Here is a 19,189-nt window from a genome sequence, read left to right as displayed (position 1 = left end):
TCAGAAAATTTTTCTGAAGTTTAATTATTAATTGGAGGAGAGTTTTATGAAAATTGCAGTAATGGGAGGAACCTTTGACCCCATTCACAATGGACATTTAATAGTAGCAGAATATGTTAGAACTTCATTGAAACTAGATAAGGTAGTTTTTATTCCGTCAGGAGTCCATCCATTTAAAAATAATAAAAATATTACTGAAGGAAAGAAAAGGCTAGATATTCTTTCTTTGGCTATTAAATCAAATGAGTATTTTGATATATCTGCTATGGAGATTAATAGGGAAGGTATTACTTATACTATCGATACCATAAAAGAATTAAAAAAGATTTATAAAGAAGATGAAGTCTATTTTATCATAGGTTCAGACATTATATTTGAAATAGAAAAGTGGAAAGGTTTTGAGGAACTTGTAGGGTTATGTAAATTTATATTACTATATAGGCCAGGAAAAAATGAAGATAAAATAGAAAATAGAATTGAAGAGCTAAAAAAACTTTATGGATTAGAATTTACAAGGGTAGAGGCACCACTTATTGAAATATCTTCTACTGAAATTAGGGAAAGAGTTAAAGAGGATTTAAGTATTAAATATCTCGTGCCAGAAATAGTAGAAGATTATATTTATAAACATAAGTTATATAGTGGGGAGATTGTAAATGGATAAAAATTTAAAGGAAAGCCTAATTAAAAATATAGGAGAGAAAAGGTATAATCATTCTTTAAGGGTTATGGAAATGGCCATAGAATTAGGGCGTAAATATGATGTAGATGTTGAAAAAATAAAAACTGCTGCTATTCTACATGATTGTGGAAAGTTAATGGAAAGACAAATTCTATTGAAAATGGCATATGACTTTGGTATAATCTTAGATACTTGTATGGAACATAACCTTGAGTTAATACATGGACCTCTTGGTTCAAAACTTGCAGAAGAAAAATATAAAATAAATGATAAAGAAATTTTAGATGCTATTTATTACCATACTACTGGTAGAGAAAACATGACTATGTTAGATAAAATAATTTATATAGCAGATTATATAGAACCCTATAGAAGTTTTCCTGGAGTTGAAGAAGTAAGAGAGTTAGCTTTTGAAGACTTAGATAGATCTGTTTTGTTAGCTATGGAAAAGACTATAATTTTTCTAATTGGAGAAAATAAAATTATCCATCCTGATACCATAAGGGCGAGGAATTTTTTAGTTACAAAGTTAAATGAATAAGATGTTAAAATGATCTGTATTATATATATAATAACAAATATTTTAGGGGGTAGATTATGATAGATTTACAAAAAAAGTTGGATATTATCACTAAGGCCTGTGAAGATAAAAAAGGAATAGATTTAAAAGTATTAAATATAACAAAATTAACACCTATTGCAGATTATTTTGTTATAGTAAGTGGTAATTCTTCTACTCAAGTAATGTCCATAGCTGATGAAGTAGAGGACAAAATGCTTCAGGCAGGATCTGAAGAAATAATTAAGGAAGGTTATCAAAGTGGAAGATGGATACTTTTAGATTTTAATGATATAATTGTCCATGTATTCCATAAAGAGGAAAGGGAATTCTATGACCTTGAAAGATTATGGTCTAAAGAAGAAGAAATAAATAATCAAAACTAGGAGGGATTTATCTATGTCATTAAGATTTTTGTCAACAGATAAGGCACCAGGTGCAGTAGGTCCATATTCACAAGGAGTGAAAGTGGAAAATATAATTTACACATCAGGACAACTACCTATTGATCCAAAAACAGGAGAATTATCCAAAGGTGATATTCAAAAAGAAACTAGACTATGTTTGGAAAATGTAAAAGCTGTTTTAGAATCAGGTCATGCAAGTATTGAGCATTTAGTTAAAGTAACAGTTTTTGTAACAGATATGAATGATTTTCCTAAGATCAATGAAGTTTATCAAGAATTCTTTGGAGAACATAAGCCAGCCAGATCCTTAGTACAGGTAGCTGCATTACCTAAAGGTGCAGACATTGAAATTGAAGGAATAGCAATAATATAATAATCTAGTTCAATTGAATTTATATACTCCCATTAAAATAGGCAGATAAGGAATAAAAACTTGCTTATGAAGTGGGAGTTTTTTAATATATAGATTAGAAAAAGATAATATAGATATAAAGTAAATTTATAATGTTTTAAAGGAACATTGTTGGGATATATGAAATAATATATAAATATATAAAAAATAACTTGATTTTTTTTATATAAAGTATTACGATATAAAACATAGTAAATTAATAGGAATTAAACATAGCGATTAGGGAAAGTAAATTATGTGGACCAGACAGAGAGGAGCTTCTAGGCTGAGAAAGCTCTATGTATAAGCTTAATTGAAGTGCCCCTATGAATGTTAAGTCGAATAATAGTAGACTGTTACGGAATCTCCCGTTATCGAGATACAGCATGGTAGTGTTGGAAATGAGATAGACATTATTACTATTATTTTGTCTAAACGGAGTGGGATCGCGGAGTTAAACTTCTGCCTCTGAATTATTAGAGGCAGAAGTTTTTTTATTTTCTAAAAATAGGAATTTAAAGGAGGTGATAGGAATATATAATTAAAAGCCTGGAGATGGGTTAATCAATTTAAGTTTATAAATATTAATAGATTAAAGGAGTGTAGATATGAATACAAATTTTGCAGTAATAATAAATATTATAGTTATGCTGGCTATTATTTATGGTTTAGTCGTTATGAAGAAAAAAAGATTTTCTTTTACAGTTAGAGTTCTTTTAGCAATGGGATTGGGAATTATCTATGGCATAGTGCTTCAGCTAATTTTTGGATCATCATCTGATATAGTAAATCAATCTAATACTTGGTTTTCTATTATAGGAACAGGTTATGTGAGACTTCTTAGAATGATAGTTATTCCACTAATTTTTGTTTCAATAACATCTGCCATAATAAATCAAGATTCTAAAAACTTAGGAAAGATGGCAACTCAAATAATTGCTGTACTTCTAATAACTACAGCTATATCAGCCTTTGTTGGTGCAGGTACAGCTAATATATTTAAGCTTTCTGCCGAAGGTCTTCAGTCTGGTGAGAATGAGCAAAAGGCAGTTGCAAATTTAGAGACTCGTTTAGAAGATTTTAAGTCAAAGCCAATTCAGGAGCAAATAGTTGAAATAATACCAACTAATCCATTTTATTCAATGACAGGTCAAGGTAGTTCTGCAACTTTATCTGTTGTAGTCTTCGCGGCATTCATAGGCCTGGCGACTATAGGTATAAGAAAAAAACAACCAGATTCAGCTGAAAATTTTACTAAACTTATAATATCTCTCCATGATGTAGTAATGCGTATGGTTACTATGATTCTTAAATTAACACCCTATGGAGTATTGGGACTTATGACAAAAATAGTCTCCACAAGTAATTTTACTGAGATATTAAGACTTATTAACTTCGTAATTGCTTCATATGTAGCTTTATTGATAGTTTTTATTATTCATCTAGTGATTTTAGCAATATTTGGAATAAATCCAATCATTTATTTAAAGAAAGCTGCAACTCCTTTGATGTTTGCATTTACGTCTAGATCATCTGCTGGTACTTTACCAATAAATATAGAGACTCAAGTAGAGAAACTAGGGGTATCTCAAGGGCACGCCAATCTATCTGCCTCATTAGGTACTAGTATCGGGCAAAATGGATGTGCAGGAGTTTATCCTGCAATGCTTGCAGTAATGATAGCACCTACAGTTGGCATTAACCCATTGGCTCCGGCTTTCTTAATCAAATTAGTCATAGTTACGTCATTATCTTCCTTCGGTATAGCTGGAGTAGGAGGGGGAGCAACATTTGCAGCTTTGACAGTTTTATCGACTATGGGTTTACCAGTTGGATTAGTAGGACTATTAATAGCAATAGAGCCATTAATAGATATGGCGAGAACCATGGTTAATGTAAGTGACTCAATTGTAGCAGGACTTATTTCAAGTAAGCTAATGGGAGAATTAAATGTTGAAGTGTATAATAGTGAAGTAAATGCAGAAGGATAAAAATATAGTAATTGGAACAATTAAAATGCAAAAAGGGGTTTTATAACTGATAAATCAGTTATAAAACCCCTTTTTTTATTTATATTCTATATAAGCTTGTCCTTCTTCTCTGTCTTCTTTTTCTCTTGTTTAAAGCTACTATTCTTCCAAATACTAAGGCTATTAAAATTAATATATACCACTTACTTAAAATACTCTTAAATATATTAGGAGAAGGTATCATTTCTATATCCATAGTAGAAACAATATCTGTCTCGGCTATGACTTTTCCATCTAAAAGATATTCCACCTTACCTAATACTTGCCCCTTAGATATAGGAGCGTCTATAGTTTTATTTGCTGTAAACTTTTCTTCCACTTTAGATTTTTGGTCTTTTCTCACTATGAAATAAGAATCAGTTTTAGTAACTCCTGCCACAAAAGGAATAACACCTTTGTTTACATTGAAATTATCAACAAATCTATTTGCAAAACTTATTTTTACTTTTTCAAAGTTTTCAATTCCATAATTCAATAATTTATGAGTATCTGAATAAACATTTTTACCAGTAGATTTCAATACTACAGCTATGAGTTTATGGCCGTCTTTTTCAAAAGATGTAACTAGACATTGCTGAGCTGCTACAGTATATCCAGTTTTTACTCCATTAACTCCATCATACTTAATAGGAGTAGTTTTTCCATCTACATCAATTTTTTCATTACTATAAAGAAGTCTATTGGATGATTTTAAATATCTAGTTTCAGATTTTTTATTTGTTACAGGAATTGTATAGGTATAGTTTCCTACAATAGATCTAAACTTTTCATTTTTCATAGCATATCTAGCCATCATGGCTAAATCATAAGGGGTTGTTTTATGATCTTCATTTGGTAGACCATTGGGATTGACGAAATTGGTATTCAACGCACCGACTTCTTTTGCCTTTTGATTCATTAGTTTGCTAAATTCTTCTATACTACCAGATACGTATTTAGCTATGGCAAGAGCAGCATCGTTGGCAGACTCTACTAGCAAGGCTTGCATCAGATGTTCTAGTGACATTTGTTCACCAGGTTCTAAGGCTATATGGCTGCCTGAAGTTAAGTTTACAACCTCTTGGTCTATAGTAACTATGTCATCCATATTTCCTTTCTCAAGTGCTAATATAGCAGTCATAATTTTAGTAGTACTTGCAGGATAGAACTGGGAATTAGAGTTTTTTTCATATAATACTTCACCAGTATCCATATCCATTAAGATAACACCTTCTCCAACTAAATCTAAATCGCCATCGGCATAGGAAAAGGAATATGTACTAAGTAAGACCCCAACAATAAACAAAATTAAAACTTTTTTCAAATTATCCACCACCTTATTCTTATAATAAGATTATAACAGAAACTTAATGAAACTTTAAGTAGAAATATTTTTAAAAAGAGGGAAAAAAAGAATTAAGTCGAATTAATAATAAATGAGAATTATTTTAGGAGGGGTATTATGGATTCCTTTACAAAAAGAGAACAAATAGGTATACTAGTAATTGTTTTAATAATTGTTTTGGGTTTAGGTTTTAAATTTTTCACAAGGGATATAATTAAATTGGGAGATGATATGGAAGTAAGCAATAATGCTGAATTAGAGTCCCATGAAGACATAGAAGATGATATTGGAATAGACAGTGAAGAAACAATAATAATGGTTCATATAAGTGGACAAGTATACAAACCAGGATTAGTAGAACTGGAGGCAGGACAAAGGCTAATAGATGCAGTAGAATTAGCAGGTGGTCTTAGAAAAGATGCAGATATAGATAGAATTAATTTAGCTAAGAAATTAGTTGATGAAGAAAAGATATATATACCTGAAATAGGAGAAGATTTATCGGAAGAAATAAATACCTTAAATGTAAATAATTCATCAAATACTAAAGATACTTCTGGTAAAATAAATATAAATACTTGTACAAAAGAATCATTGATTTCCTTACCAGGTATAGGAGAAGTAACAGCTAGCAAAATAATTGAATATAGAGAATCTAATCCATTTAAAACTATTGAAGATATAAAAAATGTTTCAGGAATAGGAAATAAGAAATTTGATGCTATAAAGGAATTAATAATAGTAAATTAGAGAGGTGTAGTTATGGAAAAACGATTAACACAATTAACTAAAAGTTCTGGCTGAGCGGCTAAAATCGGTCCCGATATTTTGGCACAAGTTTTGTGTCATTTACCAAAAACTTATGATGAAAACTTATTAGTAGGATTAGAGACATCGGATGATGCAGCTGTATATAAAATAAATGATGACTTAGCAATGATTCAAACTCTGGATTTTTTTACTCCTGTAGTAGATGATCCATATACCTTTGGACAAATTGCAGCAACCAACTCTTTATCAGATGTATATGCCATGGGTGGAGAACCAAAACTGGCTATGAATATAGTATGTTTTCCAAATTGTTTAGACCCAAATATATTAGGAGAAATACTAAAGGGTGGATATGATAAAGTAAAAGAAGCAGGCGCCATTACAGTAGGAGGTCATACTGTAGAAGATGATGAGCCAAAGTACGGATTATCAGTATCAGGCTTTGTACATCCAGATAAGGTTCTTGCCAATAATAATGCTAAGCCTGGAGATATACTTGTATTAACTAAACCACTTGGACTAGGAATTATTAATACTGCAATAAAAGGTGAAATAGCAGATAGGGATACTTATGATGAAGCAGTAAAAGTAATGACTACCTTAAATAAATACGCTAAAGAGGCTTTAGACCGTACAGGAGACGTTAATAGTCTTACAGATATAACAGGCTTTGGTCTCATAGGTCATGCCTTAGAAATGGCTATGGGAAGCTCTGTTACCATAAAAATAAATCATAATAATATTCCTATAATATCTAATACATTGGAATATGCTAGAATGGGATTAATTCCTGCCGGAGCCTATGCAAATAGAACCTATGTTGGAAATAATGTTTTTATTAATGAAAATGTACCTAAAGATATGGAAGATATAGTATTTGATCCTCAAACATCAGGTGGACTTTTAATATCTATTCCAAAAGAGAAAAAAGATAAGCTTTTAGAAGAATTAAAATCTACCCCAACTAAATATGCAGTAGTGGGAGAAGTATATGAGAAACAGGATTATTATGTAATATTAGAATAGAAGATAAGGAAGGGATTATATGTCAGGAAAAAATATTTTTACTTTAATACCTAAAGTAGATGAAATACTAGATAAGGATTCCACAAAACAACTTTTGAAACATATACCAAGAAAAATAGTATTAGACAGTATAAGAGCAGAAATAGAAGAAATTAGAACTAAGATTAAAGGAAAAGAGATTTCAGAAGAAGAAATAGTAAAGAATATAGAAGATATTCATATTAAGATTAAAAAAAGAGCAGAAGAAAAAAATGCATATAAATTGAAAAGAGTGGTAAATGCCACAGGAGTTGTAATTCATACTAATTTAGGACGTTCCTTAATCAATGAAAAGATTATGGACAATATTAAAGAAATAGCCATTAATTATTCAAACTTAGAGTTTGATTTGGAGAATGGAGGAAGAGGATCAAGATATAGCCATTTAGAAGAAATAATAACTGAAATAACTGGCGGAGAGGCCGCTATGGTTGTAAACAATAATGCAGCAGCAGTAATCCTTGTATTAAGCTCAATGGCTAAAAATAAAGAAGTAATAGTTTCTCGTGGAGAACTAGTAGAAATAGGTGGATCCTTTAGAATTCCTGACGTAATGGAGCAAAGCGGGGCAAACTTAGTTGCTGTTGGCACAACAAATAAGACTCATTTATGGGATTTTGAAAATGCAATAAATGAAGAAACTGGAGCATTACTTAAGGTTCATACTAGTAATTATAGAATATTAGGATTTACATCAAATGTTGACTCTGAAGAATTATATTCATTAAAGGAAAAATATAATATACCCCTGATAGAAGATTTAGGCAGTGGAGTTCTTGTAGACTTATCTAAATATGGAATAGAATATGAACCAACAGTTCAAGAATCCTTGAAAAAAGGTGTAGATATAGTTACTTTCAGTGGAGACAAACTTTTAGGGGGACCTCAAGTAGGGGTTATAGTAGGAAAGAAAGAATATATCGATGCTATGAAAAAAAATCCATTGACCAGAGCATTTAGAGTAGATAAATTTACTATATCAGCTCTTGAAGCCACATTAAGATATTATCTTGAGGAATCTGTAGCAGTTAAAGAAATTCCTACCTTATATATGTTGACGCAACCATTAGAAGAAATAGAGAAAAGGGCTTTAGAACTTAAATCAAGAATAGAGACAAAGATTTCTCATGATTTATTAAAAATAGATATAGAAAATAACTATTCTGAAGTAGGCGGAGGGTCTTTACCTCTAGAAAAACTCCCCACAAAATGTATAGTTCTTACTTTAGATAATTTAAGTACTCAAGAATTTGAAAATAATTTAAGAAGATTCCATGTACCTATTATTACTAGATTATATAAAGATAGGGTATATATAGATTTAAGAACAATTAAAGAAGAAGAATTCGATATTGTAGCAGAAGGAATAAATTTTGCTTTTAATAAAGTTAAAGGAGTTTAATAGATGAAACATGTAATTATAGGAACAGCAGGCCATATAGACCATGGAAAAACAACTTTAATTCGAGCTATTACAGGAAGAAATACAGATAGATTAAAAGAAGAACAAGAAAGAGGAATATCTATAGAATTGGGATTTACTTATTTTGACTTGCCATCAGGTCAAAGAGCGGGAATAATAGATGTACCGGGGCATGAAAAGTTTATTAAAAATATGTTGGCAGGAGTTATAGGTATAGATATTGTTATATTAGTGGTGTCAGCAGATGAAGGCATAATGCCTCAGACATTAGAACATCTTCATATTTTAGATCTTCTTGGAATAAAAAAAGGTTTTATAGTTCTTACAAAATCTGACCTAGTAGATGATGAATGGATAGATATGGTTGAAGAAGAAGTAAAAGAAGAAGTAATAGGAACATTTCTAGAAAACTCACCTGTCATTAGGGCTTCATCTGCTACTAAAATGGGTATAGATAGTATTATAAATTTAATAGATGAGTATACAGCTGAGCTAGAAGATAAAGATATAGATGATATGCCTAGACTTCCAGTAGATAGAGTATTTTCGATATCTGGATTTGGTACTGTAGTCACAGGTACATTACTATCTGGAAAATTAAAAATAGGTGATGAAGTACAAGTATTTCCAGGAAATAAAAAAGCTAGAATAAGAACTCTGCAAGTTCATGATAAAGATGCTGATATAGCCTATGGTGGTCAAAGAGTTGCAGTTAATCTAGCAGGGTTAAAAAAGGAAGACGTGGATAGGGGAAATACCATAGCTCCAGTTGATTCTATGGCAGATTCTATGATGCTTGATGTAAAAATTAAGCTATTAAAAAGTATTGATAGATATATTGATAATAGAACTAGACTTAGATTATATATAGGTACGAAAGAGGTTTTATGTCGTATTGTTTTGTTAGATAGAGAGGAAATAGGTCCAGGAGAGGAGGCCTATGCACAACTTAGATTAGAAGAAGAAGTTGTAGCTAAAAGGGGAGACAAGTTTATTATTAGATTTTATTCTCCTATGTTTACAATTGGCGGTGGAGAAATCCTAGAGCCTAACCCTAAGAAGAAAAAACGTTTTGATGATAAAGCCATAAAGGAACTTGAAATCAAGGAGATGGGCTCATCTACTGATATTATAGAAAATATAATTGAAGAAAAATCTAAGGAATTCCCTACAACAAAAGAAATAGCAGTTTATACAGCAATGCTAGAAGAAAATGTGAAAAATGAAGTAAATAAACTTATAGGAGAAAATAAACTTGTATTATTTTCTTTAACTAAGGATTTGCATATTATCCATATAAATTACTTTAATAAAATTAAAGATGAAATATTAGAAGAGTTAAATAAATTCCATACAAAATATCCTTTGAGATCAGGAATGCAAAAAGAAGAAGTAAAAAGTAAATTCCTTAAAAATGCAAAGCCAAGAGTTGCTGAAACTTTCATAGAACTATTAATTCAAAAGGAATATTTAGAGCAGAAGATGGAAAATATTTCTATTAAAGGGTTTGAAATAAAATTTAACGAAACTCAATTAAAGATTAAAGAAGATATTTTAAATACTTTAAACAAAAATCCATATCAACCACCAAGGAGAGAAGACTTAGAATCTATAATAGGAGCTAAAAAAGATGAAATAGAAGAAGTGTTTATTTCTCTTGTAAATAATGGAGATATTATAAAACTAAATGAAGAAGTATATTTATCTAAAAATGCTTATGATATAGCACTTAATAAGTTAAAAGAATATTTAATAGACAAAGGAAGTATTTCAATAGGAGATTATAGAGATTTATTAAATACAAATAGAAAAGTGGCTCTTGCACTTCTTGAATACTTTGATCAAATCAAAATAACGAAACGAGAAAAAGATAGTAGAACTTTAAATGAATGATTAATGTTAATACAGGGGTGAAGAGATGGAGACAAAAATACTAATATTAGATAAAGATAAGATTTTTGTAAAAGGGCTAAAATATAGTTTAGAACAAGATGAATATATTGTAGATACAATGTATAATACTAAAGATATTTTGGAAAAGATTAATCAAAACAACTATAATCTAATATTACTTGATTTAATTTTACCAGACTCTAATGGTTTGACTTTATGTCAGACCATTAGAAACTCTTCTCAAGTACCAATAATAGTAATAACTGAAAAAGATGAAGATATTAGTAAGCTATTGGCTTTTGAATATGGTGTAGATGATTATCTTGTTAAACCTTTTAACGATCTTGAATTAAAGGCAAGAATTAAGGCAATACTTAGAAGAGTAAATTATAAGGCTTTAGGATTTGATAGCCAAACAATACAAGTACAAGGTTTCACAATAAATACATTGGGTAGAAAGGTAAGTATAAAGGGTGAGAATATAAACTTAACTGGAAAAGAGTTTGATTTATTTTATGTACTTATTTCAAATCCAAGTAAAGTATTTAAACGAGAAGAGTTGTTAGAGTTAGTATGGGGATATGCTTACTATGGAGATTTAAGAACGGTGGATGTCCATATAAGAAGAATAAGAGAAAAGATAGAAAAAGACTCATCTGATGCTAAATATATTATGACAAAATGGGGAGTAGGCTATTATTTTAATAATTCTAAAATATAATTTCAAAAAGAACTTGAAATTTGTCGAAAAATATAATATAATGTATTCTGTTGTCAGTATGGGGGTAGATGAGTCCTGGTGGGCTCTCTGGTCTTCAAAACCAGCGCGAGGGAATAGGATTCTCTTGGGTGAGTTCGATTCTCACATACTCCCGCCATAGTAAATTAGCCACTTATGTGGCTTTTTTTATTTAATAATATGGGGGATTTTTTATGATATTTTTATTATTTATTATATTAGGGATTTGTGCTTATAAAATGAAATATTCAACAATAGATAATTATCATTTAGACTATATGTCAGTTGAAAAAACCACATCGATAAAAGGAATATTTGTTTTACTTGTATTTTTAAGTCATTTTGTTCAGTATGTAGAATTGAATAGTCCTTTTGATATGCCATATTTAGCAATACGTAGTTTTTTAGGACAACTAATAGTAACTATGTTTCTTTTTTATTCTGGTTATGGAATATTAGAGTCTATAAAAAAGAAAAAAATGAAATATGTCAATGAGATTCCTAAGAAACGTATTTTAAGAGTGTTATTTGATTTTGACATAGCTGTATTATTATTTTTAATTGTACGTTTTATACTTGGATATAAATATGATATTAAAACTATTGTTTTGTCGTTTATAGGTTGGACATCTGTGGGTAACAGTAATTGGTATATATTTGCAGTATTATTAACTTATTTATTTACATTTATTTCTTTTAAAATATTTAAGAATAAATATTTTATGGCGATAAGTTGTGTTACTGTTCTCTCTGGTATTTATGTTTTGGTTGTGAGTAATTTTAAGCCATCTTACTCATATAATACAATTTTCTGTTATGTAGCAGGAATGTGGTTTTCACTTTATAGAGAGAAGATAGAAAATATAGTATTAGCAAATAATACTAGTTATTTACTATCGTTAATAATATCATTAACTTTATTTGGATTTACATATTTATTTAGTAATAAAGTGATAAATTATCAAATAAAGTCATTACTATTTGTTTGTTTAGTTATTTTAGTTACTATGAAAGTTTCGTTTAATAATTTTATATTAGATTGGATTGGGAAGCATGTATTTAGTATATATATCCTGCAAAGAATTCCTATGATGATATTTAAAAAAAGCAATATAATCTCTAATAATACTTATCTATATTTAGTATTATGTTTATTGGTTACTATAGTAATTTCTCATGTTTTTGACATGGCAACTAGAAAACTTTATAATAGAATCTTATTGAAGACATCTCAAACAGCTACTTAGAAGTATATGAAGTATTTATATCAAATGGATTTAAATAAAAGGAAGAGATTAAACTAAGGAGCTGTTTCATAACTGATTTTAGCTTCATGAACTAAAAAATTAAGAGAATCCTTCAGGTTCTAGACTTTGAAAAAGTCTTTTAATCTTGCTGGGTTCTTTTCTTGTATTTGGTATTTTGTTTTTGGGTACAACAAATTATTGATATCCCCAAAATGTCCTTCTGTCTGTATTGAGGCGCCCTATGTTATTTTTGTAGACTCTTGTTTTCTATTTTTTCATGGGTTTGCAGTTTGATGTATCTTTCGATACCTTCTTCTTTAAGATAAGGGAAATTTGAAACCCAAAAAAATAGAGTCAAAAAAAATAGAGTCAAAAATAATAGAGATCTCCTTAAGAAAATAAAGTGAAAATTTATTTACCATAGTATTCAAAAAAGAATTTTACAGTATCTTTATTGATGGCGTAATTATTAAATCATAGATAGAGGCTCTAGAAGCCCAGGGAAAATAAAATCCTTGGGTTTTTCTTTTTGGGGAGGGAGGATATGCAGGATTTATAAATAGAATTAAATAAATATAGAAGTGATTTGAATAAAGCAATTACAGCTATAAAACTGGTAGGTACTTATGATTCTATAAAGGAATGTATGCAGCATGATAGTTTTAAAAGACAGGACAAAAGGATTAGACAAACTAGGTTGGGATAAAAACAGATTGTTTTGTAGGGTTATATAAAAACAGCCAAGAATAAGATACAAAAGTCCTTTTATTGGCTGCTTTTATTTTTATGTTGTTGTGGGTTGATTATTTTTGATTAAGTTCATTATGTTGGCTTAGATAGTCTAACCTACCTTCTAAATATTGAAGGTGACTGTTTACTTCGGAGGTCATTTTTTCAAACGTTTGTTTTGCTTGTTGATCTTCAGTTGCTTGTGCCATAGTAGCATAACATCCTACAGCTGATTGGCATGCTGCTATTGCTTGTTTAATATCACTTTGTACTGTCATTTTTATCACCTCACTTTCCCAACTTAGGATTCCCAAAATCTAAGTTTAAAATTCGATAATATTGCATTAGTAGACACGGTAAAGGTTTCCATGTGAGATTTTAATAATTATAAAATAAAATTATAAAAGAAGGGAGTTTAATGAGATATTTTCATATAAGAAGTTAATGCTTATAAAGAGAATTGAATGATTAAAAATGAAAACAGCTGAGGATAGAGACTCAAGAAAAAATAGATGAAAAGTTATATAAAATAAAACAAGCTATTATTAATAAAGCATTACCTATTGAAGAGGATGAAAATGATATGAAATGGTATGGAGATTTATTAGAACTGCATAACACATTAATTTATCTTAGGAGAAGAACATTAAAGTTAGAGACATTCAAATACGTAGACATAGAAGACTTAAATAGATTGTTAATTTGATAATATTAAAGTATTTTTTTTGTACTTTAAAAACTGAAATATATTATGGAAAAAAGTTTAAAACACTTGAAGAATTAAGAGGCAAAATAGTTGAATATATTAAATTTTACAATGAAAAAAGATTTCAAAAAAGACTAAGATGCATCGCTCCTTTAGAATATTGAAACCATGCATCCATATGGGCATAATATTTTAATTAAATTATCTGTCTACTTTGGAAGTATCATATCAGTAATCTAGGGTCTTTTTATTCTTTGTAGGCAACAAAATTTAACTTTTCTACAATAAAATTAATAATAATTTTGTAATATATTTGCAATATGACTATATACTAAATAGAGAGAAGAAATATAGGGGAGGTGCCAGCCCCCCCTATAGGTTTGTATCTTTTTGTTGTGGGAACTCTTCTTTGCCGGGGGAGTTCTTTTTATTTTTTATATTAGATTGAAGTGTTATTATGCTGATTGCAAAATTAAGTAATGCTGTCAAGGATTTAAATAGGGTTTCATAAGATATCATTTTCTCACCTCCTACATACAACTTCAGGGATGAAATTTGAATTTGTAACTATAAAAGATAGGTAGAAAAGATGATAATACTAGATTGGTATTATAAATAGATAAAACATGCTTTCACTACTATTGTATGAGTCGATTACATAAATATTCATATTGTATTCGTAAAGAGGAACTGATCAGGATTAACTTCCTGGTCTTTTTTATACCTAAAAATAATTTTAAAATATTTATATAATATAGCTACAAATGTTGTAATTTCAACGAAAATAATTCGAATAAAATTAACAAAAAATATTGACGGTACGTCAATGGATATATTATAATGCTCCTGACTTGAAGGGAGGAATAATTGTGAGAAAAATTACATTGCCAAATGGGCAAATTGTAGAAGTTGAATGTTTGAGCTGTGCATTGACAAGTGGATTGATTGAACCTGATGCTGGTGTTGTAATAGAAACAGAATACTTTCACGCTCATCAAGACGTTGCGTATCCAATAAAAGGACTAATAATTTTAGCATCAAAACGACATATTAGATGTTTCGATGAATTAACTGAAGCAGAAAAGCTAGATTATATAAATCTGTTATCAAAAATCAGGAATGCTCAAAGAAAGGTATTGGGTATTGAGTATGTGTATTATTTTTATAATGAAGATACAACACACCATTTCCATACTTGGATGGTTCCGCGTTATGAATGGATGTATGAGTTCGGCCGTTCCATTGAATCCGTAAGACCTGTTCTCCTTCATTCAAGAAATAATATGAATAACGAAGAAAATGTTAAAGAAGTATTGTCTGCAATAGAGAAATTAACTAAAGAATTAAATGGTCAATAAGAGGTGGAGCCACCTTCGGCATTATTTCGGCTCGAAGTTTACATAAGATTCTAGTACAACAACAGGAAAGATTAAGGCGATATAGGAGAGATTTAGAAATTAAAAGGATTTATTGAGAGAAAAGAAAACCTTCCTAGAGCATTAAGAATTCTTAGACCAGACAATTAATTTTCTGGTCTTTTGATATTTAGATAGAAAAAAGGCAGAAGATTATCTTTTACATTGCAAACATTCTGCTAACATTTTGCAAACATTCTGCTAACATTTTGCAAACATCATCAATATTGATAAATACAACCTTGCAGAACTTCAAAGCGAGCGTGAGGGGTTAGTAGCTTCTTAGGTGAGTTCGATTCTCACATATCCCCGCCTTTGCAATTATCAGCTTATAGAATTCTAGAATCTTTTTTTATTGGCTAAAATTACTTTACAACTTTATATATTTGATCTTAAGAAGGACATATAATAGTTCCATAACGGATATAAAGTATATAATCTTATAATATCCTATTGTGATAAAGAAATAGAAAAGAGAAATTATTTATTTAATTAAATATGAGCATAATTACGGGAATTGGCTACTATCTATTAATGATGGATAAATCAAAATTTGAAGGAGGAAATTAGGATGAAGTTATTATATAAAGATCCTGGATATAAATATTCTGCGGAATCAATTGCAGAGTTTATAAAACAGAGGGAATTTTGGAGTGAGCCTATCTTTTATTTCCTTCCTGAATTGATAAAATTTAAGGGGGTGTTTGACAAGGGTAATGATAATAAATATATTGTTAAAGAGATTTCGGGAACAGTTGCTAAATTGTATGAATCAAGAGAAAAAGAAATACAAAATAAAGTTATATCATATCAAGAACATTGGAATTGTCACGAGAAACTAATTAATGAAAGTTTTTCTTCAATATTTGAATTTGATACTGGCGAGATTTTTAATGATCTAGTATGTAATATAACATTGAATCCCATCAGTCCTAGATATTTAAAGAAGAATATTTTTGACGTATTCTATATGAATAGCGATGAAGGATCAATAGGATCTGCACTACATGAGATTGCTCATTATCTATGGTTTCATTTATGGAATCAAAGGTATAAGGGTTCATATGAACAATATGAAGCTCCCAGTCTAATTTGGATTTTAAGTGAAGCCGTAGTAGAACAAATTTTAAGTGATAAGGAGCTTAATAGAATCAATCCTTATCATCAAAGTGGAAATGCGTATCCCTATTTTTATAATATGATTATTGCTGGCAGATCATTATATGATTATCTAGATGAAATATATATAAATAATTCCATAGATAAATTTATGGATAAGAGTTATAAGTTTATGATTGAAAATGAAGAAGAAATTAGAAGTCAAATGTTGTAAATATGGGGAAAAGATAAATTTTTATTTTCCTATGAAGCTTCATAAGGGACACTAGGTAACAGCAAATATCTTTAAACAGATGAAGAACAATCCTTATCACAATAAAGCTTATTCGGAATATATTATATACATATAGGAAAACTAAATAGGGAGGGATAATATGTCTAGAATTAGAAGGATTTTTCCAGGAGGGAATACGGCTAATGGATTCTGCTCCTTTCATGATAATATAATATCCGAAGATAGAAAACAATTATATATATTTAAAGGAATGCCAGGTGGAGGAAAATCATCTTTAATGAAAGATATGGCAGATAAAATGATTGAAAAAGGGTATAGCATTGAATATCATCATTGTCCATCAGATCCAAGTTCAGTTGATGCCATAGTTATAGAGGAATTAAAGATATGCTTATTAGATGGAACTGCACCCCATAATATAGATCCAACTTATCCAGGAATAACAGATAAAATAATAGATTTAGCACAATTTATAGATAAGGATAAAATTGTGGGGAAAAAGGAAGATATAGTAAAAGCTAAAAAGAACAATAAAATAGCATATAAGAGAGCCTTTAATTATTTCAAAGCTGCAAAGGTGATTTACGAGGGAATAGTAGATGATAATAAAAGAATGATAGATATAAAGGGATTAAATAACGAAACCATAAATTTAATAGAATCAGTATTTAGTAAAGAGCCTATGGCAATAAGCTCAAATGGATTTAAGGAAAGACATCTGTTTTCCACTGCTTATACGCCAGAAGGATTTGTAGATTATACAGATACCATATTAAGGTGGATACCAGATATATATTATATAAATGGAGAAATAGGAACAGGAAGATCTATGTTGTTAGATAGACTCTTAGTGGAAAGTAGAATAAGAAATTATGAAGTGGAGATACATCATAATGCTTTAATACCAGAGAAAATAGAAAGTCTATATATTAAAGAATTAGATACTATAATAACATCTAATAAACATGGAGAAGTTAAAGGGAAGGCAATAATCGATCTGAATAAATATCTAGACAGTAATAATATAAATAAAGAAGATATGAATATGTTTAATCTACTAGTAGAAAAAGGAGTTATAGACCTAAATGGTGCTAAGGAAAATCATTTTATACTAGAAAAATCTTACAGGCCATCAGTGGATTTTAGCTGTGTAAATAAAATCAAAGAAGAGATATATAATGAAATATTGACTTATATAAAATAAGGATGGCATTTTGCCATCCTTATTATTATAACAATGCTTTGATTTTAAGAAAGAAGCTATTAAGTAATTTCTCCAAGCTTTCAATAGAACAGCCACCTTGAACTGTTTGAGGACTTCCTCCACCTTTTATATCAAACTCCTCAGATACTTCTTTTAGTATATTTTTAAGATTTATATCTAAGTCCTTAGAGACACTTATTAGAAACTGCCCCTTATCTTCATAGGTAGAGCCATAAAGCTGAACGATTGTATTGGAATTATTCAAGTAATTAGATATAAAGTTAATTTCCTTGAGATCCATATTATCAAATACTTTAGAAATAAAAGAAGTATTATTTATTGTAATAGAATGTCTTAATAGATCTTCACCTTTATAGATATAAAGTTCTTCACGTAATGATTTATTACTCTTTTCTAACTCTTCTTTCTGAGTATACAATATTTTTATCTTTTCCAATACATCTAAGTCTTTAGAAGATAAAAGTATTCCAATATCATTTATCATTTTATTTTTCCATCTATAATCATATAAGGCTCTATTGCCACATATAAATTCAATTCTTATATTTCCTTTATATTTTTCCCATTTCCTTATTTTAATAATTCCTATTTCTCCAGTACTTCTTAGATGAGTACCTGCACAAGGAGAAAAGTCGATATTATCAATCTCAACAATACGAATATTAGAGTTTACAGTAGGCTGCTTTCTTACTGGAATCTTTTCTATATCATTTTTTTCTATGTAGTAGGATTTAATTTCAAAATTTGATGCTATTACCCTGTTTGTATAAATTTCAATTTTTTCTGCCTCATAGTCTGTTAACTCAGGTAAAGTAACATCTATATATACATAATCTTGTCCTATGTGAAATCCTATAGTTTCTCCATTATATAATTTATAAAAGGCAGCAGATAGAAGGTGTTGGCCTGTATGTTGCTGCATATTATCTAGTCTATTTTCCCAATCTATGGCAAGCATTACCTTATCACTATGAATATTGTCCTTAGTTACATGGATTATATCTAAATTATCCTCATATACCTCAATTACATTGATACCATTTATAGTCCCTTTATCTCCTGGCTGACCGCCAGATAGGTGAGGATAAAAAATAGTTCTGTTAAGCTTTATATAATATTTACCGTCTTTATAAGTTTTGTCAACTATTCTGGCGTCTATTTCTCTTAAATAAGGATTATCTAAATAAAGTTTATAAGTCACTTAATAATCATTCCTTTCAGCATTATAT

19 protein-coding genes, 1 tRNA gene and 1 other annotated feature are annotated in these 19,189 nt (G+C 29.5%); of the genes, 16 read left to right on the top strand and 4 right to left on the bottom strand.

Annotated features, from left to right (window positions below; all coding sequences use genetic code 11):
* Nucleotides 1–46: 46 nt before the first annotated feature.
* From nadD to RBU61_RS11285, 5 genes are all read left to right on the top strand, one after another.
* Complete coding sequence (gene nadD / locus RBU61_RS11305) at nucleotides 47–664, top strand: nicotinate-nucleotide adenylyltransferase (protein WP_308875531.1); 618 nt, start codon at nucleotides 47–49, stop codon at nucleotides 662–664.
* A complete protein-coding gene (yqeK, locus tag RBU61_RS11300) occupies nucleotides 657–1,223 on the top strand; it encodes a bis(5'-nucleosyl)-tetraphosphatase (symmetrical) YqeK (protein ID WP_308875530.1) in 567 nt (188 codons plus the stop codon). Before nadD ends, yqeK begins: the two co-directional genes overlap by 8 nt.
* A gap of 59 nt (nucleotides 1,224–1,282) precedes the next feature.
* Nucleotides 1,283–1,627, top strand: coding sequence for a ribosome silencing factor (gene rsfS, locus RBU61_RS11295; protein WP_308879815.1), 345 nt, complete (start codon nucleotides 1,283–1,285; stop codon nucleotides 1,625–1,627).
* A 13-nt stretch (nucleotides 1,628–1,640) separates the two neighbouring features.
* Nucleotides 1,641–2,021, top strand: coding sequence for a RidA family protein (locus RBU61_RS11290; RefSeq protein ID WP_308875529.1), 381 nt, complete (start codon nucleotides 1,641–1,643; stop codon nucleotides 2,019–2,021).
* Between the two features lie 245 nt (nucleotides 2,022–2,266).
* Nucleotides 2,267–2,512, top strand: a binding site (T-box leader).
* A gap of 135 nt (nucleotides 2,513–2,647) precedes the next feature.
* Complete coding sequence (locus tag RBU61_RS11285) at nucleotides 2,648–4,030, top strand: cation:dicarboxylate symporter family transporter (RefSeq protein ID WP_308875528.1); 1,383 nt, start codon at nucleotides 2,648–2,650, stop codon at nucleotides 4,028–4,030.
* A gap of 79 nt (nucleotides 4,031–4,109) precedes the next feature.
* On the opposite strand, the gene RBU61_RS11280 is transcribed toward RBU61_RS11285, so the two are convergent.
* Nucleotides 4,110–5,372, bottom strand: a complete 1,263-nt coding sequence (locus RBU61_RS11280; protein ID WP_308875527.1) for a D-alanyl-D-alanine carboxypeptidase family protein — start codon at nucleotides 5,370–5,372, stop codon at nucleotides 4,110–4,112.
* A 138-nt stretch (nucleotides 5,373–5,510) separates the two neighbouring features.
* Between RBU61_RS11280 and RBU61_RS11275 the strand changes: the two genes are divergently transcribed.
* From RBU61_RS11275 to RBU61_RS11245, 7 genes are all read left to right on the top strand, one after another.
* Nucleotides 5,511–6,143, top strand: coding sequence for a helix-hairpin-helix domain-containing protein (locus RBU61_RS11275; protein WP_308875526.1), 633 nt, complete (start codon nucleotides 5,511–5,513; stop codon nucleotides 6,141–6,143).
* A 12-nt stretch (nucleotides 6,144–6,155) separates the two neighbouring features.
* Nucleotides 6,156–7,190 (top strand): selenide, water dikinase SelD, encoded by a 1,035-nt coding sequence (selD, locus tag RBU61_RS11270; protein WP_308875525.1) that lies wholly within the window; start codon nucleotides 6,156–6,158, stop codon nucleotides 7,188–7,190.
* Between the two features lie 19 nt (nucleotides 7,191–7,209).
* On the top strand, nucleotides 7,210–8,631 hold the full coding sequence (gene selA / locus RBU61_RS11265) for an L-seryl-tRNA(Sec) selenium transferase (protein WP_308875524.1): 1,422 nt from the start codon (nucleotides 7,210–7,212) through the stop codon (nucleotides 8,629–8,631).
* 3 nt (nucleotides 8,632–8,634) lie between these two features.
* Nucleotides 8,635–10,545 carry a selenocysteine-specific translation elongation factor gene (gene selB, locus RBU61_RS11260; RefSeq protein ID WP_308875522.1) on the top strand — a complete coding sequence of 637 codons (1,911 nt, stop codon included), beginning with the start codon at nucleotides 8,635–8,637 and terminating at the stop codon, nucleotides 10,543–10,545.
* A gap of 25 nt (nucleotides 10,546–10,570) precedes the next feature.
* Nucleotides 10,571–11,266 carry a response regulator transcription factor gene (locus RBU61_RS11255; RefSeq protein WP_308875520.1) on the top strand — a complete coding sequence of 232 codons (696 nt, stop codon included), beginning with the start codon at nucleotides 10,571–10,573 and terminating at the stop codon, nucleotides 11,264–11,266.
* A 60-nt stretch (nucleotides 11,267–11,326) separates the two neighbouring features.
* Nucleotides 11,327–11,423 (top strand) — tRNA-Sec (locus RBU61_RS11250).
* 55 nt (nucleotides 11,424–11,478) lie between these two features.
* Nucleotides 11,479–12,531 (top strand): acyltransferase family protein, encoded by a 1,053-nt coding sequence (locus tag RBU61_RS11245; protein WP_308875519.1) that lies wholly within the window; start codon nucleotides 11,479–11,481, stop codon nucleotides 12,529–12,531.
* 803 nt (nucleotides 12,532–13,334) lie between these two features.
* Here the strand turns inward: RBU61_RS11245 and RBU61_RS11240 are convergent.
* Nucleotides 13,335–13,538 (bottom strand): DUF1657 domain-containing protein, encoded by a 204-nt coding sequence (locus RBU61_RS11240; protein ID WP_308875518.1) that lies wholly within the window; start codon nucleotides 13,536–13,538, stop codon nucleotides 13,335–13,337.
* A gap of 424 nt (nucleotides 13,539–13,962) precedes the next feature.
* On the opposite strand from RBU61_RS11240, the gene RBU61_RS19580 reads away from it, so the two are divergent.
* The gene (locus RBU61_RS19580) at nucleotides 13,963–14,130 is read left to right on the top strand and encodes an IS3 family transposase (RefSeq protein ID WP_374212444.1); all 168 of its coding nucleotides are present in this window, start codon (nucleotides 13,963–13,965) and stop codon (nucleotides 14,128–14,130) included.
* Between the two features lie 208 nt (nucleotides 14,131–14,338).
* Here the strand turns inward: RBU61_RS19580 and RBU61_RS11235 are convergent, their stop codons facing one another.
* On the bottom strand, nucleotides 14,339–14,485 hold the full coding sequence (locus RBU61_RS11235) for a hypothetical protein (protein WP_308875516.1): 147 nt from the start codon (nucleotides 14,483–14,485) through the stop codon (nucleotides 14,339–14,341).
* A gap of 365 nt (nucleotides 14,486–14,850) precedes the next feature.
* On the opposite strand from RBU61_RS11235, the gene RBU61_RS11230 reads away from it, so the two are divergent.
* The 3 genes from RBU61_RS11230 to RBU61_RS11220 all read left to right on the top strand — a co-directional run bounded on the left by RBU61_RS11230 (nucleotide 14,851) and on the right by RBU61_RS11220 (nucleotide 17,939).
* Nucleotides 14,851–15,324: a hypothetical protein gene (locus tag RBU61_RS11230; RefSeq protein WP_308875514.1), complete on the top strand. Its 474-nt coding sequence runs from the start codon at nucleotides 14,851–14,853 to the stop codon at nucleotides 15,322–15,324.
* A 628-nt stretch (nucleotides 15,325–15,952) separates the two neighbouring features.
* A complete protein-coding gene (locus RBU61_RS11225) occupies nucleotides 15,953–16,714 on the top strand; it encodes a hypothetical protein (protein ID WP_308875513.1) in 762 nt (253 codons plus the stop codon).
* Nucleotides 16,715–16,874: 160 nt separating this feature from the next.
* Nucleotides 16,875–17,939, top strand: a complete 1,065-nt coding sequence (locus RBU61_RS11220; protein ID WP_308875511.1) for an ATP-binding protein — start codon at nucleotides 16,875–16,877, stop codon at nucleotides 17,937–17,939.
* 25 nt (nucleotides 17,940–17,964) lie between these two features.
* On the opposite strand, the gene RBU61_RS11215 is transcribed toward RBU61_RS11220, so the two are convergent.
* Nucleotides 17,965–19,161 (bottom strand): DHHA1 domain-containing protein, encoded by a 1,197-nt coding sequence (locus RBU61_RS11215; protein ID WP_308875509.1) that lies wholly within the window; start codon nucleotides 19,159–19,161, stop codon nucleotides 17,965–17,967.
* Between the last annotated feature and the right edge of the window lie 28 nt (nucleotides 19,162–19,189).

It is taken from the genome of Tissierella sp. MB52-C2 (assembly GCF_030931715.1).
In the GTDB taxonomy this organism is placed as follows: domain Bacteria; phylum Bacillota; class Clostridia; order Tissierellales; family Tissierellaceae; genus Tissierella.
Note: the sequence above shows the minus strand (reverse complement) of the source record. Positions and strands in the feature narration are given on the sequence as shown.